Source organism: Streptomyces sp. NPDC012466, from assembly GCF_042955215.1.
GTDB lineage: Bacteria > Actinomycetota > Actinomycetes > Streptomycetales > Streptomycetaceae > Streptomyces.
On record NZ_JBIBEQ010000005.1, the window covers coordinates 263,018 to 276,966 of the forward strand.

14 protein-coding genes are annotated in these 13,949 nt (G+C 72.1%); 7 read left to right on the forward strand and 7 right to left on the reverse strand.

Annotated elements, in window-relative coordinates; genetic code table 11:
* Positions 1–27 precede the first annotated feature (27 nt).
* From ACFY9E_RS20235 to ACFY9E_RS20250, 4 genes are all read left to right on the forward strand, one after another.
* Positions 28–1,665, forward strand: a complete 1,638-nt coding sequence (locus ACFY9E_RS20235; RefSeq protein WP_390985692.1) for a cellulase family glycosylhydrolase — start codon at positions 28–30, stop codon at positions 1,663–1,665.
* A gap of 228 nt (positions 1,666–1,893) precedes the next feature.
* The gene (locus tag ACFY9E_RS20240; protein ID WP_390986610.1) at positions 1,894–2,988 is read left to right on the forward strand and encodes an acyltransferase family protein; all 1,095 of its coding nucleotides are present in this window, start codon (positions 1,894–1,896) and stop codon (positions 2,986–2,988) included.
* A gap of 385 nt (positions 2,989–3,373) precedes the next feature.
* A complete protein-coding gene (locus ACFY9E_RS20245) occupies positions 3,374–4,375 on the forward strand; it encodes a sporulation protein (protein ID WP_390985695.1) in 1,002 nt (333 codons plus the stop codon).
* Between the two features lie 124 nt (positions 4,376–4,499).
* Positions 4,500–4,655 (forward strand): hypothetical protein, encoded by a 156-nt coding sequence (locus ACFY9E_RS20250; protein ID WP_390986661.1) that lies wholly within the window; start codon positions 4,500–4,502, stop codon positions 4,653–4,655.
* A gap of 41 nt (positions 4,656–4,696) precedes the next feature.
* On the opposite strand, the gene ACFY9E_RS20255 is transcribed toward ACFY9E_RS20250, so the two are convergent.
* Positions 4,697–5,665 (reverse strand): M48 family metalloprotease, encoded by a 969-nt coding sequence (locus ACFY9E_RS20255; protein ID WP_390985697.1) that lies wholly within the window; start codon positions 5,663–5,665, stop codon positions 4,697–4,699.
* Between the two features lie 6 nt (positions 5,666–5,671).
* Positions 5,672–6,058 carry a BlaI/MecI/CopY family transcriptional regulator gene (locus ACFY9E_RS20260; protein ID WP_390985700.1) on the reverse strand — a complete coding sequence of 129 codons (387 nt, stop codon included), beginning with the start codon at positions 6,056–6,058 and terminating at the stop codon, positions 5,672–5,674.
* A gap of 144 nt (positions 6,059–6,202) precedes the next feature.
* Here ACFY9E_RS20260 and ACFY9E_RS20265 point away from each other — a divergent pair, with 144 nt between their 5' ends.
* The 3 genes from ACFY9E_RS20265 to ACFY9E_RS20275 all read left to right on the forward strand — a co-directional run bounded on the left by ACFY9E_RS20265 (position 6,203) and on the right by ACFY9E_RS20275 (position 7,759).
* Positions 6,203–6,778 (forward strand): TerD family protein, encoded by a 576-nt coding sequence (locus tag ACFY9E_RS20265; RefSeq protein WP_390985703.1) that lies wholly within the window; start codon positions 6,203–6,205, stop codon positions 6,776–6,778.
* Positions 6,779–6,854: 76 nt separating this feature from the next.
* On the forward strand, positions 6,855–7,520 hold the full coding sequence (locus ACFY9E_RS20270; protein WP_390985706.1) for a hypothetical protein: 666 nt from the start codon (positions 6,855–6,857) through the stop codon (positions 7,518–7,520).
* Positions 7,508–7,759: a twin-arginine translocase TatA/TatE family subunit gene (locus tag ACFY9E_RS20275; protein ID WP_390985709.1), complete on the forward strand. Its 252-nt coding sequence runs from the start codon at positions 7,508–7,510 to the stop codon at positions 7,757–7,759. The genes ACFY9E_RS20270 and ACFY9E_RS20275 overlap by 13 nt, the downstream gene beginning before the upstream one ends.
* 15 nt (positions 7,760–7,774) lie before the next feature.
* Here the strand turns inward: ACFY9E_RS20275 and htpG are convergent, their stop codons facing one another.
* The 5 genes from htpG to ACFY9E_RS20300 form a co-directional block, all read right to left on the reverse strand.
* Positions 7,775–9,673 carry a molecular chaperone HtpG gene (gene htpG / locus ACFY9E_RS20280; protein ID WP_390985712.1) on the reverse strand — a complete coding sequence of 633 codons (1,899 nt, stop codon included), beginning with the start codon at positions 9,671–9,673 and terminating at the stop codon, positions 7,775–7,777.
* A gap of 86 nt (positions 9,674–9,759) precedes the next feature.
* Entirely contained in the window at positions 9,760–10,476 is a 717-nt protein-coding gene (locus ACFY9E_RS20285) for a class F sortase (RefSeq protein ID WP_390985715.1), read from the reverse strand.
* Positions 10,477–10,592: 116 nt separating this feature from the next.
* A complete protein-coding gene (locus ACFY9E_RS20290) occupies positions 10,593–11,366 on the reverse strand; it encodes a hypothetical protein (RefSeq protein ID WP_390985718.1) in 774 nt (257 codons plus the stop codon).
* Between the two features lie 196 nt (positions 11,367–11,562).
* Positions 11,563–11,850: a DUF3040 domain-containing protein gene (locus ACFY9E_RS20295; RefSeq protein ID WP_390985719.1), complete on the reverse strand. Its 288-nt coding sequence runs from the start codon at positions 11,848–11,850 to the stop codon at positions 11,563–11,565.
* Positions 11,851–12,670: 820 nt separating this feature from the next.
* Positions 12,671–13,930: a cation:proton antiporter gene (locus ACFY9E_RS20300; RefSeq protein WP_390985722.1), complete on the reverse strand. Its 1,260-nt coding sequence runs from the start codon at positions 13,928–13,930 to the stop codon at positions 12,671–12,673.
* Positions 13,931–13,949 lie beyond the last annotated feature (19 nt).

Here is a 13,949-nt window from a genome sequence, read left to right on the forward strand (position 1 = left end):
CACCCGACCCCCACTTCTGGAGCCGTCATGAGACTCCGCCCCACGCTCACCACCCCCCGCCCGGCCACCGTGGCCGCCGCCCTTCTGGGCCTCTTCCTGTCCTTCCTCGTGCTCACCCCGCCGGCCCAGGCCGCCCCCACCGGCTTCCGGGTCCAGAACGGCCGGCTACTGGAGGCGAACGGGAACGACTTCGTGATGCGTGGCGTCAACCACGCCCACACCTGGTATCCGGACCGGATCAGCTCCCTGGCCCACATCAAGGCCAAGGGCGCCAACACCGTCCGCGTGGTCCTCTCCAGCGGTGACCGCTGGACGCGCAACGACGCCGCCGACGTGGCGAACGTGGTCTCCCAGTGCAAGCAGAACCGGCTGATCTGCGTCCTGGAGGTGCACGACACCACGGGCTACGGCGAGCAGAGCGGCGCCGTCACGCTCTCCCGGGCCGCCGACTACTGGATCGGCGTACGGAGCGCGCTGGCCGGCCAGGAGGACTACGTCATCGTCAACATCGGCAACGAGCCGTACGGCAACACCGGCTACACGGCGTGGACGGCCGACACCAAGGCCGCGATCCAGAAGCTCCGCAACGCCGGGTTCAACCACACGATCATGGTCGACGCCCCCAACTGGGGCCAGGACTGGGCGTTCACGATGCGCGACAACGCCGCCTCGGTCTTCGCCGCCGACCCGGACGCCAACACGGTCTTCTCGATCCACATGTACGGCGTCTTCGACACCGCCGCCGAGATCACCGCCTATCTGAACCGCTTCGTCACCGCCCGGTTCCCCATCGTGGTCGGCGAGTTCGGCCACGACCACTCGGACGGCAACCCCGACGAGGACACCATCCTGGCCGTGACCCAGCAGCTCCGCCTCGGCTACCTCGGCTGGTCGTGGAGCGGCAACAGCAGCGACGTCGGCTACCTGGACATGGTCACGAACTTCGACCCCGACCAGCTCACCTCCTGGGGCCGGCGGCTCTTCAACGGCGCGAACGGCATCGCCGCCACCGCCAAGGAGGCCGCGATCTACGGCTCCGGCGGCGGCGACACCACGCCCCCGACGGCCCCCGGCACGCCGACCGCCTCCGGGGTGACCTCCTCGTCCGCCACTCTGACCTGGGCGGCCGCCTCCGACGCGACCGGCGTCACCGGCTACGACGTCGTGCGGATCAGCGGCGGCACCGAGTCGGCCGTCACCAGCACCACGAGGACCACCGCCACCCTCACCGGCCTGTCCCCCGCGACCTCCCACACCTTCGCCGTCTACGCCCGCGACGCCGCGGGCAACCGCTCGCCCCGCTCGGGCACGGTGACGGTCACGACCTCCCCCGGCGGCTCACCGTCGGCCTGCGGTGTCGGCTACCGGGTGACGGGCAGCTGGTCCGGCGGCTTCCAGGGCGAGATCGTCCTCCGCAACACCGGCACATCGGCGATCAACGGCTGGACGCTGCGCTGGACCTTCCCGGACAGCCAGCGCATCACCAACCTGTGGGGCGGTACGGCGACCCAGAGCGGCTCCGAGGTGAGCGTCGCGGCCGCCTCCTACACCGCGACGATCCCCGCGTCCGGCTCGGTCACCCTCGGCTTCACGGCCACCCGCTCGGCCGCGAACCCCAGCCCGACGGCCTTCACCCTCGACGGAGCGAACTGCTCGGTGAGCTGAGCGAGCCCGCGTGCGGCGGTGCCGCCCGGCTCCGGGCCCGGCGGCACCGCTCTCGATGTGATCCGCGCTACACCCCGCCGGAAAGCGGTTTACCCCGCCACTCGGTGGTCAGGCGGCGGGGATGTCGCACCGGCACCCCACCGCCGCATCCTCGGCAAGACGCGTATACACCCGCCCCGGTTCCCCGGACTGCGCGCGGGAGGCGTGATGAGCGAGGACACCCTGCGCATGCGCGCGGTCGCGCCCGGCGGGACGGAGCGCAAAGCGCCGCCCGTGACGGAACCGGCCGGCCGGCGGGACGCGTTCTTCGACAACGCCAAGTACCTGGCGATCGTGCTGGTGGCGATCGGGCACTCCTGGGAGCCCCTGCGGGACGGCAGCCGGGCGGTCAGCGCGCTCTACATGGTCGTGTACGCCTTCCACATGCCGGCGTTCATCGTGATCTCCGGCTACTTCTCGCGTTCCTTCGACGCGAGCCCGGGGCGGATCAGGCGCCTGATCACCGGCCTCGCCGTGCCGTACGTCGTCTTCGAGACGGCGTACACCCTGTTCACCCGGTGGACCGACCAGGAGCCCGACCGGCCGGTCAGCCTGCTGGATCCCCTCTATCTGACCTGGTTCCTGGCGGCTCTGTTCATCTGGCGGCTGACCACGCCGATCTGGCAGCGCGTGCGGTGGCCGCTGCCCGTCACCCTGGTCATCGCGATGCTGGCGACGCTCTCGCCGTCCATCGGCAACGACCTCGATCTCCAGCGCACCCTGCAGTTCCTGCCGTACTTCGTCGTCGGTCTGCTGCTGCGACCCGAGCACTTCCGCCTGGTGCGGCGTCGTGCGGCGCGGATCCTGGCCGTGCCGGTCTTCGCGGGCGCGCTCGCCGTGGCCTACTGGGCGGTGCCGCGGATGAGCGGCGCCTGGTTCTACCACCGCGACAGCGCCGAGGAGCTCGCGGCGCCCGCCTGGTACGGGCCCGTCATGACCCTGGTGACCTTCGGCTGCTCGCTGGTCCTGGTCGCCTGCTTCCTCGCCTGGGTGCCCGGCCGCCGCGCCTGGTTCACCGCGCTGGGCGCGGGCACGCTCTACGGCTACCTGCTGCACGGTTTCGTGGCCCAGGGCTCCAAGTTCTGGGGCTGGTACGAGCCGGCGTGGGTGCACCGGCCCCTGGGCGAGATCGTCGTGACGCTCGCCGCCGCGGTGCTCGTGACCGCGCTGTGCACCCCGCCGGTGCGACGGGTGTTCCGCTGGGTGATGGAGCCCGACATGGCCTGGGCGTTCCGCCGGGACGCGCGCGACCGGGCGCGGCAGCGCGACGCCGTACGCGCGTGAGCGGTCCTCCCCACGGCTCCTGACCGAGCCGGATGAGCAACACGCCGGGCGTGCGCGGCACGGAAACCGTCAGCGCCTCCCCGTCCCAGACGGCCCGGCCCGTCCCTGCCGACGACGGGTGCAGGACCTCCGCCCGGACGGCCCGGCCCGCCAGGTGCCGGACGGGGATGCGGAGCTCACCGGGTCCGCCGCGCCGCCAGACCGAGAGGTAGGCCGTTCCGTCGCCGGGGGCCCGCAGTCCGAGGGCCAGCCAGTGGTCCGTCCAGCCGGGCAGGCCCAGCGGCCAGAACGGCAGGGCCCGGGCGAGGTCCCCGCGGATCGACGTGTAGACGTCGACGGCGTCCCGTAGAAGTCAGTACCCGCACATGAAGGAGTGGACGCCACCATGGTGTTCAAGCGACTGCTCGGCGCGCTCGGCGTCGGCGGCCCCACGATCGACACGGTTCTCGATCCCTCTTCCGTCCGCCCCGGCGGCACGCTCACCGGACAGGTCCATCTCGTGGGCGGCAAGGCCGACTTCGAGATCGAGCACATCACCCTGGAACTGGTGGCCCGGGTCGAGGCGGAACACGAGGGCGGTGAGAGCCAAGGCGTCCTGGCCTTCGACCACTTCACCGTCGGCGGTGGCTTCCGGCTCGCGGAGGGCGAGCAGCGCAGCGTGCCGTTCAGCGTCATCGTGCCGTGGGAGACGCCGGTCACCGAACTGCGCGGGCAGAGCCTGGGCGTGGTCCTCGGGGTGCGCACCGAGCTGTCGGTGGCGGGTGCGAAGGACAAGGGCGACCTGGACCGGCTCAACGTCACACCGCTGCCCGTCCAGGAGGCCGTACTCGAAGCCTTCGGTGAGCTCGGGTTCGGCTTCCGGTCGGCCGACCTCGCATACGGGCGCATCGGCGGGTCGGGCCAGCGGCTGCCCTTCTACCAGGAGATCGAACTCGCCCCCTCCGCGCAGTACGCGCCGCAGTTCAACGAGATCGAGCTGACGTTCCTGGCGAACCCGGGCGGCCTGGAGGTCGTCCTGGAGGCGGACGAGCGGGGTGGTTTCCTGTCGCCGGGCCACGACGCGCTGATGCGGTTCACCGTCTCCCACGAGGGAGCCGGACAGCAGGACTGGCCCGCGATCGTCGACGGCTGGATGCGGCAACTGGCCGAGCACCGGGCATCGTACGGCTCTCCCCCGGGCCACGGCTCGCCCGCCCCCTTCGGCCCGGGCGGCCTTGGGCACGAGGACCGGCACCACGACGGCCACCGCTCGGGTCCCGGCATGGGCACGGCCGTCGCCGCGGGTGCGGCCGGACTGGCGGCCGGGGTCGTCGGCGGCATGGTCGCGGGTGAAGTCGTCGACGAGGTCGGGGACTTCTTCGAGGGCGACGAGGAAGACGAGGGCTGACGCGGGACAGCCGCCGCGCCCCGGGCACGCGGCGGCGCCCGGCAGCGGCCTGCTGAGGGTCAGCCGCTCGGGCCCACCCGGGCTCGCCCCCCCTCAGAGGCACTGCGGTGTCGCCGCGTCCAGGATGAGGACCATCGTCACGGCCGAGTTCGCGGACGACATCGCCGAGACGGCCGTTCCCGCGGCAGCCCCCCACACCGCCGGCCCCACCGACGTGAACACCGGAGACCACCGGCGCACGGCGGCGGGTCCGGCCGTGGGGCAGCCCTCGGGCACGTGATGCCTCGGCAGGCCCCCGGCGGGGGCTGTGACGACGGCCCCTCAGAGAGGCGTCGCCGCGTGCAGGATGAGGACCATCGTCACGGCCGAGTTCGCGGACGACATCGCCGAGACGGCCGTTCCCGCGGCAGCCCCCCACGCCGCCAGCCCCACCGACGTGAACACCGGGGGCCAGCGGTGCACGGCGGGGGCCGGGCCGAGCAGCGCCGCCACCCGGCGCGGTACCGGCCCGGGAGCGGCGAGTCCCGCGAGTGTGGGCAGCGGCGTGCCCCGTGAGACGAGGGCGGCCGTGCCGATCGCCCGCGCCACCGTGCGGCGGCTGCCGATCACCCGGGCCGCCTCCTCGTCCGCCCACCGCTCCGCCGTGTACGCCACGGCGGTGCGCAGCGGCCGCAGGAACGGATTGGCCCGGGCCGCGAGCCGCACGGCGAGCAGGTACCGGTCGTGCCGTGCGGCGAGGTGTGCCCGCTCGTGGGCGAACAGGGCCCGCCGCTCGGCCGGCCGCAGCTCGTCCAGCAGGGCCGTGGTCACCACGACACGGCCACGCTGACCGCCGGAACCCGACCCGGCGCCGCCCCACCGCCCCCCGGGCGGCAGCGCGTACGCGTAGGGCACGGCGTCGGGCAGCACCGCCACCTCGGTCCCCCGCAGCCCGGACAGGGCGAGATGCGCCTGCCGGCGTACCCGCCCGTGCCGCCGCACCGTCCGTACGCAGGCGGCAACCACCGCGCACAGCGCCGGAATCGCGGCCTTGCCCACGACCTCGTCATAGGGCACCGCCGCCCGCACCTCGGGATCGGACCAGCCGTCGGGCAACGGGTTGCCGGGGAGCTGGGCGGTGCCGACGACCATCACCAGCGCCAGGCACACCGTGCTGCACAGGGCCAGCACCACGGCCAGCGCCGTCAGCAGCCGGGTCGCGGTGCGCGGATGCAGATGCTGTTCGGCGAGACGTGCGACCGGCCAGGCCGTGAGCGGAAGGATCAGTGGCAGAAAGACGAAGACCCCCATGAGGTGTCAGTCTTCCCCTGGGCCCTGGGCCTGATCCAGCAGGTCGCGCAGCAGCTTCTCCTCGTCGGGGCCGAGGCCGGTGACGAAGCTGGCCAGGACGGCGCCCCGGTCGCTCTCGGCGTCCAGCACCTTGCGCATCTTGCGGGCGGCCAGGCCCGCCTGGTCCGAGGCGGGTGTCCAGACGAAGGACCGGCCGACCCGCTCCCGGGTCACCGCGCCCTTGCCCAGCAGACGGGTCAGAATGGTGATCACCGTGGTGTAGGCGAGGTCACCGCCGAGGCGTTCCTGCACCCAGCCGGCCGTGGCCGGGCCGTCCGCCTCCCGCAGCGCCGACAGCACCAGCGCCTCCAGCTCGCCCTGTCCCCGCCGGGGACGCTGCCCGGGATCCGTCACCGCCCTGCCTCCCATTCGCCGCCCTGCGCCGTCCGTACCGACATCGTATAGATCCGCCGGTCCGATCCCATGCACTTCTACATTGTTGTAGATTTCAGAGTGGCATCCGCACCGCACACGTCAGCGCTCAAGAAGGAGTACCCCGTGGGAGTTTCCCTGTCCAAGGGCGGCAACGTCTCGCTCAGCAAGGAGGCGCCCGGCCTCACCGCCGTCCTGGTCGGCCTCGGCTGGGACGTGCGCACCACCACCGGCACCGACTACGACCTCGACGCCTCCGCCCTGCTCCTCGACGCCTCCGGCAAGGTCCCCTCGGACCAGCACTTCGTCTTCTACAACAACCTGAAGAGCCCGGACGGTTCGGTCGAGCACACCGGCGACAACCTCACCGGTGAGGGCGAGGGCGACGACGAATCCGTCAAGGTGAACCTCGCCGCCGTGCCGGCGGAGATCGACAAGATCGTGTTCCCGGTGTCCATCCACGACGCCGAGAACCGCGGCCAGAGCTTCGGGCAGGTCCGCAACGCCTTCATCCGGGTCGTGAACCAGGCGGGCGGTCAGGAGATCGCCCGCTACGACCTGTCCGAGGACGCCTCCACCGAGACCGCGATGGTCTTCGGCGAGCTGTACCGGCACGGCGCCGAGTGGAAGTTCCGCGCCGTCGGCCAGGGATACGCCTCGGGTCTGGCCGGTATCGCCTCCGACTTCGGCGTCAACGTCTGACAAGGACCGCCGGGCCGCCGGGTCCGCCGCGTTCCGGCGGGCCCGGCGGCCGCATCAGCAACGACCGGGAGACCATGTGGCCGAACCGTCCCGCCTCCGCCCGGAGGACCGCGCGGACTTCGAAGCCGTACTGCACCACGCGATGGGCACCACGGACATCCGCGGCGCCCTGGGCGCCGACCCGGCCGGCCGGGCGGCAGCCCACCTGCGCGCCCACGCGCTCGCCCACGCCGACGACATCGCCGCGACGGCCGGCGAGCCGTACCGCTCCTATCTCGCCGTGCGCAGGGCCGCCCGGCACGAAGCGCGGAGCCTGCTCGGGCCGGGCAGCCTGCTGCCGGCCCTCGCGGTGCTCACACCGCTCGTGTCCGGCACGTCCGCCGCCGCGCTGCTGCTCATCGGCGGCCTGCTGCACGTCGCCGGCGCCCCCGGCCCGTCGCCCGGGTCGCTCGTCGCGGCCGGCTGGACCCTGGCGCTGGTGGCGGCCGTGACCGGCCTCGTCACCCTGGCCGCCGTGCTGCACACGGCCCTGCGCCGGCGCGGCGCGCCCCCGGCCGCCGACCAGGTGGAGCACGCCCGGCTGGTCTGGCGGCAGGAGCTGCTCGACCGGGGGATGCTGCCGCACCTGCGCCGGCACCTGGTGCCGCATCCCGAGACGGCGATCACGCCGTGCTCCCCGCCCGATACGCTCACGCCGTGCCCGGCCCGGGCGAGAGAGGACAGGACACCATGTTCGGACTGAGCGAGCTCGCGATCATTCTCGTAGTCGTCATAGCCGTCATCGGGGTGAAGAAGCTCCCCGAGCTGACCCGCTCGGCCGGCAAGGCGGCCCGCATCCTCAAGGCCGAGGCCCGCGCGGCCAAGGACGAGGAGGCCGGCACGGCACCGGCCCCGAAGGTGGTCCGGGGCGAGGTCGTCCCGCCGGGCACCGGCACGACCCCGCCCGGCGCCCGGACGGCGGGCGCCCCGGACCACCCCTGATCCCGCGCGCGGTGACTACAGCGTGCGCTCCAGGCGGTCCGACACCAGCCTGACGAAGCGTGCCGGGTCCTTGGGCTGACCGCCCTCGGCGAGCACCGCCAGGGTGTGCAGCAGTTCGGCGGACTCGGCGAGCTCCGTACGGTCCTCACTCGCCTGGTACGCCTGGTGCAGGCCCTTCACCAGCGGGTGACCGGGGTTGAGCTCCAGGATCCGCTTGGTCCGCGGCACCTCCTGGCCCATCGCCCGGTACATGTTCTCCAAGGCCGGGGTCAGGTCGTGCGCGTCGGAGACGACGCAGGCCGGGGAGACGGTGAGCCGCGTCGAGAGACGGACCTCCTTGATGTCCTCGTCGAGCTGCTCCCGCATCCAGCCCAGCAGCCCGGCGTACTCCTCGGCCTGCTTCTCCCGCTCCTCGCCGGCCTTCTCCTCGCCCTCGGCATCGAGGTCGATCTCGCCCTTGGCGACGGACCGCAGCTTCTTGCCCTCGTACTCGCCGACGGCGTCGACCCACACCTCGTCGACGGCGTCGGTGAGCAGCAGGACCTCGATGCCCTTGTCCCGGAACGCCTCCATGTGCGGGGAGTTCTCGATGCTCTGCCGGGACTCGCCGGTGATGTAGTAGATGTCGTTCTGGCCGTCCTTCATCCGCTCCACGTACCGCGCGAGGGTGGTCGGCTCCTCGTCGGAGTGCGTGGTCGCGAACGAGGAGACGGCGAGGATGGCGTCGCGGTTGTCGGAGTCGGTGACCAGGCCCTCCTTCAGGGCGGTGCCGAACTCGCGCCAGAACGTGGCGTAGCGCTCGGCGTCCCCGGTCATGAGTTCCTTGACCGTGGACAGGACCTTCTTGGTGAGCCGGCGCTGCATCATCCGGATGTGCCGGTCCTGCTGGAGGATCTCGCGGGAGACATTGAGCGAGAGGTCCTGCGCGTCGACGACGCCCTTGACGAAGCGCAGGTACGGCGGCAGCAGCGCCTCGCAGTCGTCCATGATGAAGACGCGCTTCACATACAGCTGGACGCCGCGCTTGAAGTCCCGGGTGAACAGGTCGTGCGGGGCGTGCGAGGGGACGAAGAGCAGCGCCTGGTACTCGAAGGTGCCCTCGGCCTGGAGCCGGATCGTCTCCAGCGGGTCGCGCCAGTCGTGGCTGATGTGCTTGTACAGCTCGTGGTACTCGTCGTCGGAGACCTCGTCGCGCGAGCGCGCCCACAGGGCCTTCATGGAGTTCAGCGTCTCGGGCTCGGGCGTGCCCTCGCCGTCCTTCGCCTGCGGGACCATCCGAATGGGCCAGGTGATGAAGTCCGAGTAGCGCTTGACGATCTCCCGGATCGTCCACTCCGAGGTGTAGTCGTGCAGCTGGTTCTCGGGGTCGGCGGGCTTGAGGTGGAGCGTGACGGACGTGCCCTGCGGCGCGTCGTCGACCCTCTCCAGCGTGTACGTGGCCTCGCCGCGCGACGTCCAGCGGGTCCCCTGGCCCTCGCCGGCGCGGCGGGTCACCAGCGTCACCTCGTCGGCCACCATGAATCCGGAGTAGAAGCCGACACCGAACTGGCCGATGAGTCCCTCGGCCCCGGCCGCGTCCTTGGCCTCCTTCAGCTCCTGGAGGAACGTGGCCGTCCCGGAGTTGGCGATGGTGCCGATGAGCCGTCCGACCTCGTCGTACGACATGCCGATGCCGTTGTCCCGCACCGTGAGGGTGCGGGCCTCCTTGTCGACGTCGAGCTCGATGTGCAGGTCCGACACGTCGGCGTCGAGCGAATCGTCCCGCAGCTTCTCCAGACGCAGCTTGTCGAGCGCGTCGGAGGCGTTGGAGACGAGTTCCCGCAGGAAGACATCCTTGTTCGAGTAGACCGAGTGGATCATCAGCTGGAGCAGCTGACGTGCCTCTACCTGGAACTCAAACGTTTCGGTCGTCATGGTGTGCGCATACCTCACAGGTCCCACTGTCGCCTGAACTGGTGCCAGCCACTGTAAAACACCAAGTCAGGCCGTGGCGCCGGACGTCAGACGAGGTGCGCGAAGACCACCAGGTTCTCGGTGTAGTCCCGGGCCTGACGGTCGTAGGAACCGGAGCAGGTGATGAGCCGGACCTGGGCGTGTGCCGTGTCGCCGTACACGCGGTCGCTGGGGAAGGCGTCCTTGTCGAACGACTCCGCGGCGTCCACGACGAAGGTCGCCTTGACTCCGTCGGCCCGCGCCACCTGGAACCGGTCACCCTTCTTCAGCGCGCTGAGCCCGGCGAACACGGCAGGGGACGTCGCGGTGTCCACGTGCCCGGCGATGATCGCGGTACCGGCCTCACCGGGCGTGTGCCCCTTGGCGTACCAACCGACGAGGTTGGTGTCGTCCGGCGGCGGTGGCTCCAGTTGCCCCGAAGGGCCGATGTCGAGGTCCGTGAAGGGCGCGTCGACCGAGATCTTGGGGATGAGCAGGCGGACCGGCCGGGAGGGCGGCAGGTGCGGGCCGGCCCCGGCCGCGGCGGACCGGCGCGGTGCCGCGGACGCGTTCGGCGTGTCGGGCAGTTCGGGTACGGCTGAGGCGGCCGACACGGCGGACGGTTCCCGCGGCGGGCCGGCGTCGGACGACTCGCCGCGCCCGCCGACCATGCTCACGGTCAGGGCGAGGGCGGCAGCCGCCCAGAGCACCGTCACCACGGTGCGGAGTCGCCGCCTCGACGGTTCGGGCCCGGGGTCGGGAAGAGCGGGGGGACTGGCTGCCATCAAGGACCACCTCATTCGAGCACGGCAGCGGGCACGGCACGCGGGAGGACGAGCCGGGCCGCCGCGACGTGAGGGGCACGTGCGGCGGCCACGGCGGCTATGAGGTCAGGCACCGGTCATACGGCACCCTGCGAGGCCCTCTGACGACGCAGCGCGTACAGGCCCGTGCCGGCCACCGCCAGCACCGCCAGACCGCCGGCCGTCACGCCCGGCGCCGAGGCCAGCCCGCCGCCACCGGTGTGCATCCCGCCGTGCGGCTTGTCGTGCTTGCCGTGCTTGCCCTCCCAGGAACCCTTCTCGTGCTTGCCCTCATCGCCCTTGCCGCCCCAGTCGCCCTTGTCGCCGGAGCCCTCTTCCTCCTGCTTGCCGCCCCAGTCGTCCTCGCCGTCCTTGTACGTGTCCGGGTCGTGCTTGGGGTTGTCCCAGTCGTCGTTCGAGTTCACGGCCGCCAGGGCACCGCCGCCGGTGTGCATCCCGCCGTGCGGCTTGTGGTGCTTGTCGTGCTTGCCCTCCCAGCCCTTCTCCTGCCCGTCGTCCTTGCCGTGCTCCTCGTGCTTGCCGTGCTCCTCGTGCTTGCCCTCCTCCTTGCCCTCTTCCTTGCCTTCTTCCTTGCCCTCTTCCTTGCCCTCGTCGCCCTGGTCGCCGGAGGCGTCCTTGCCGTGCTCCGAGGGGTCCCAGTCGTTGTCCACGGTCAGCGCGGCCAGCGCGCCTCCACCCGTGTGTACGCCGCCGCGCGGCGCGTGGTGGTCGCCGTCCTTGTGGTGCTCCTTGCTGTAGGAATTGCTGTCGTGGTCCCAGTCACCCATCGCCTCGGCGTAGGCGGCGGGTGCGGCGATCGCGAGGGCGGCCGTGGCGGTGGCCGTCGCGAGCAGCATGCGGGCAGAGCGCATCGGTGAGTCCTTCCGTCGCGAGCCGGGCAGCTGACGCCTCGCCAGCTCACGAGACCCGGCCTCGACGTGAACCACCGTCAATCACGCCGGGCCGTCCCACCATCCGGGGCGTTCACACGGGTTACTACGCCACCCTGACGGCGGCATACCGCACGGGTCCGGACGCCGTTGGAGGGGGCCCGGAGGCCCGCCCCCGTCAGCGCCGCCCGAACCCCCGGTGCGTCATGCGGGCCGGATCCGGATCGGCCAGCTGGGCCGCCATGCCGACGAGCACCAGGCCGCCCGCGATGAGCAGCCCCTGGGCCAGGACGATGCCCGAGCCCAGTACGGCCATGCCGAGTCCCAGCCCCCACCAGGCTCCGGTCCTGCGGTACTCCCGTGGCCGGGCGGGGCGACCGGATCGCATCGCCCGGGTGAACCGGGGATCCTCCCGCTCGAGTCGTGCTTCGAGATCGACCAGACGCTGGTCTTCGGACTGCGGCACGGCTTCTCCTTCCCGGAACCCGAGCGCTTCGAGGCAGGGCACGGCCGAGGCCATGACAAGTCCTGGGGTGTCGGGCCCTGTGACGGTGCGGAGGGAGACGGGCCGCCGATGCGGCGGTACGGCCGTCTCACCAGGGCTTCGGCTTCTCCCCCCTCCAGCGGCTTCCACCATCGGGCCCCACCCTCATCCTTCCCGGTGGCCGCGCTGTACGAACGCGCGTCCGCGAGGGAGGCGTTCGATCCGAGGATGGGTGCTGTCACGGACGGCGGCGCGGCCGGGCAGCGCACACGCTGGGTGACGACGGTGGTGAGGAGGCGGCTCGCGGTGGCGTTGTTCCGGCGGATCCTCCTGCGGAACACCCTGCTGCCGCGGATCGGGCTCGCACCGCTCCAGGCGACTGGCGAGCGCCCTGACGACCGTCGAACGGCTGCGTCCCGGGGCAGCCGACGGAGGCGAATCCGGAGAGACGGCCCGTGCGCTCAAGACCCCCGCCACCGATCTCGCCGGGCCCCGCCTGTCCGTACGGCACCGGCTCCGTAGGGAACTGCCGCCGCGCGAGCCGGGAGGGCGGACTCGTCCTCCCCCTGCTCGCACGGAAGGACTCACCCTGTGGCCCGGCACGCCGAGGTCGCCTGCGGCGTACCCGGACGGGCGTGGAGCCCGGCCCGGCACGCCGAGGTCGCCTGCGGCGCCCCGGACGGGCGTGGAACTGTGCGTCGCGGCGACGGCCACGGGTCGGCGACGTGCGGAGGCGGCCGTGTCCGTATCCGGGGCGTGCGCGAACGATCGAACCCTGAGCGGGCCGGGGACCGGCCGCCTCCTACCGCTCGGCCTCGGCGGGCTGGGGAGCGGACGGTGTGCTGTCGTCCTCGGGCTCGACGCCGTACGCCGGGGCCGTGCGTTGGGGCAGGAGGTCCTGGCCGGCCCGGAGTGCGCGGGCGAGCAGGTGGGCGCGTCCGGCGGCGATGGGGCCGAGGACCGCGAGGACGAGGACGTACCCGGCGATGAACGGGGCGAGCCGGGCGTCGAGTCCGGCGCCGGTGGCCATGGCGGCCAGGATCAGCGCGAACTCCCCGCGGGCCACGAGGGTGGTGGCGATCTCGGCGGCGGGCTCGATGCCGTAGCGGTACACACGGGCGACGAGGAGACCCGCGAGGACGTTCATGACGAGGGTCAGCGCGGCGGCCGCGGCGACCGGTCCGACGACGGAGACGATGTCGCCGGGGTCGATGGAGAGGCCGAAGGCGAAGAAGAAGATGGCCGCGAAGGCGTCGCGCAGCGGGTGCACCAGGTCCCGGATGCGCGGGCCGGAGGGGGTACCGGCCAGGATCAGGCCGACCATGAACGCGCCGATGGCGTCGGCGACTCCGAGGACCTCGGCGACTCCGGCCACCAGGACGGCCGCGCCGAGGAAGCTGATGACGAGCAGTTCGTTGTCGCGGGTCGCGATGAGCCGCCCGACCGGCTTCGTGCCGTAGCGTGCCGCTGCGGCCAGCAGCAGTAGGAAACCGAAGGCCTTGGCGCCCTGGAGGACCATGTCGCCGAAGCCCTGGGCGCCGCTGATGACCGGTTGGAGGGCGGCCAGGTACAGGGCGAGGAAGATGTCCTCGACGACGATGACGCCCAGGATGAGGCGAGTCTCGGGGCGTCCGATGCGGCCCAGGTCGATGAGGATCTTGGTGACGATGGCGGACGAGGAGATGCCGAGGACACCGGCGAGGACCAGTGCCTCCCGGACGCCCCAGCCCAGGGCGAAGCCGAATGCCAGCCCCGCGCCGACGTTGAGCAGCAGGTAGATGCCGCCCGCCGTGAGCAGGCGCCGGCCGCCGCTCCTGAGGTCGTCGAGGTGGAACTCCAGGCCCAGGTAGAACAGCAGCAGCACCAGTCCGAGCGCGGAGAGCATCTCGAAGTCGTGTGCGTCCTCGACGATGACGAGGCCGGGGGTGTGAGGGCCGAGCAGGATGCCCGCGAGCATGAACAGCGGGATCGTCGGGAGCCCGATTCTGCCGCCGAGGCGGGCGAGGAAGGCGGCGGCCAGGAAGGCTCCGCCCATGGCGAGCAGGCTGTCAGCGTGTCCCACGGATCACCGCCTTCGTGGA

What these genes read in the sequence shown, in the direction of transcription:
- ACFY9E_RS20255 (WP_390985697.1), bottom strand. Translation starts at nt 5,665, where the DNA reads ATGGGGGTCTTCGTCTTTCTGCCACTGATCCTTCCGCTCACGGCCTGG.
- htpG (WP_390985712.1), bottom strand. Translation starts at nt 9,673, where the DNA reads ATGACGACCGAAACGTTTGAGTTCCAGGTAGAGGCACGTCAGCTGCTC.
- ACFY9E_RS20235 (WP_390985692.1), top strand. Translation starts at nt 28, where the DNA reads ATGAGACTCCGCCCCACGCTCACCACCCCCCGCCCGGCCACCGTGGCC.
- ACFY9E_RS20250 (WP_390986661.1), top strand. Translation starts at nt 4,500, where the DNA reads ATGAGGACCATCGTCACGGCCGAGTTCGCGGACGACATCGCCGAGACG.
- ACFY9E_RS20240 (WP_390986610.1), top strand. Translation starts at nt 1,894, where the DNA reads ATGCGCGCGGTCGCGCCCGGCGGGACGGAGCGCAAAGCGCCGCCCGTG.
- ACFY9E_RS20285 (WP_390985715.1), bottom strand. Translation starts at nt 10,476, where the DNA reads ATGGCAGCCAGTCCCCCCGCTCTTCCCGACCCCGGGCCCGAACCGTCG.
- ACFY9E_RS20245 (WP_390985695.1), top strand. Translation starts at nt 3,374, where the DNA reads ATGGTGTTCAAGCGACTGCTCGGCGCGCTCGGCGTCGGCGGCCCCACG.
- ACFY9E_RS20275 (WP_390985709.1), top strand. Translation starts at nt 7,508, where the DNA reads ATGTTCGGACTGAGCGAGCTCGCGATCATTCTCGTAGTCGTCATAGCC.
- ACFY9E_RS20290 (WP_390985718.1), bottom strand. Translation starts at nt 11,366, where the DNA reads ATGCGCTCTGCCCGCATGCTGCTCGCGACGGCCACCGCCACGGCCGCC.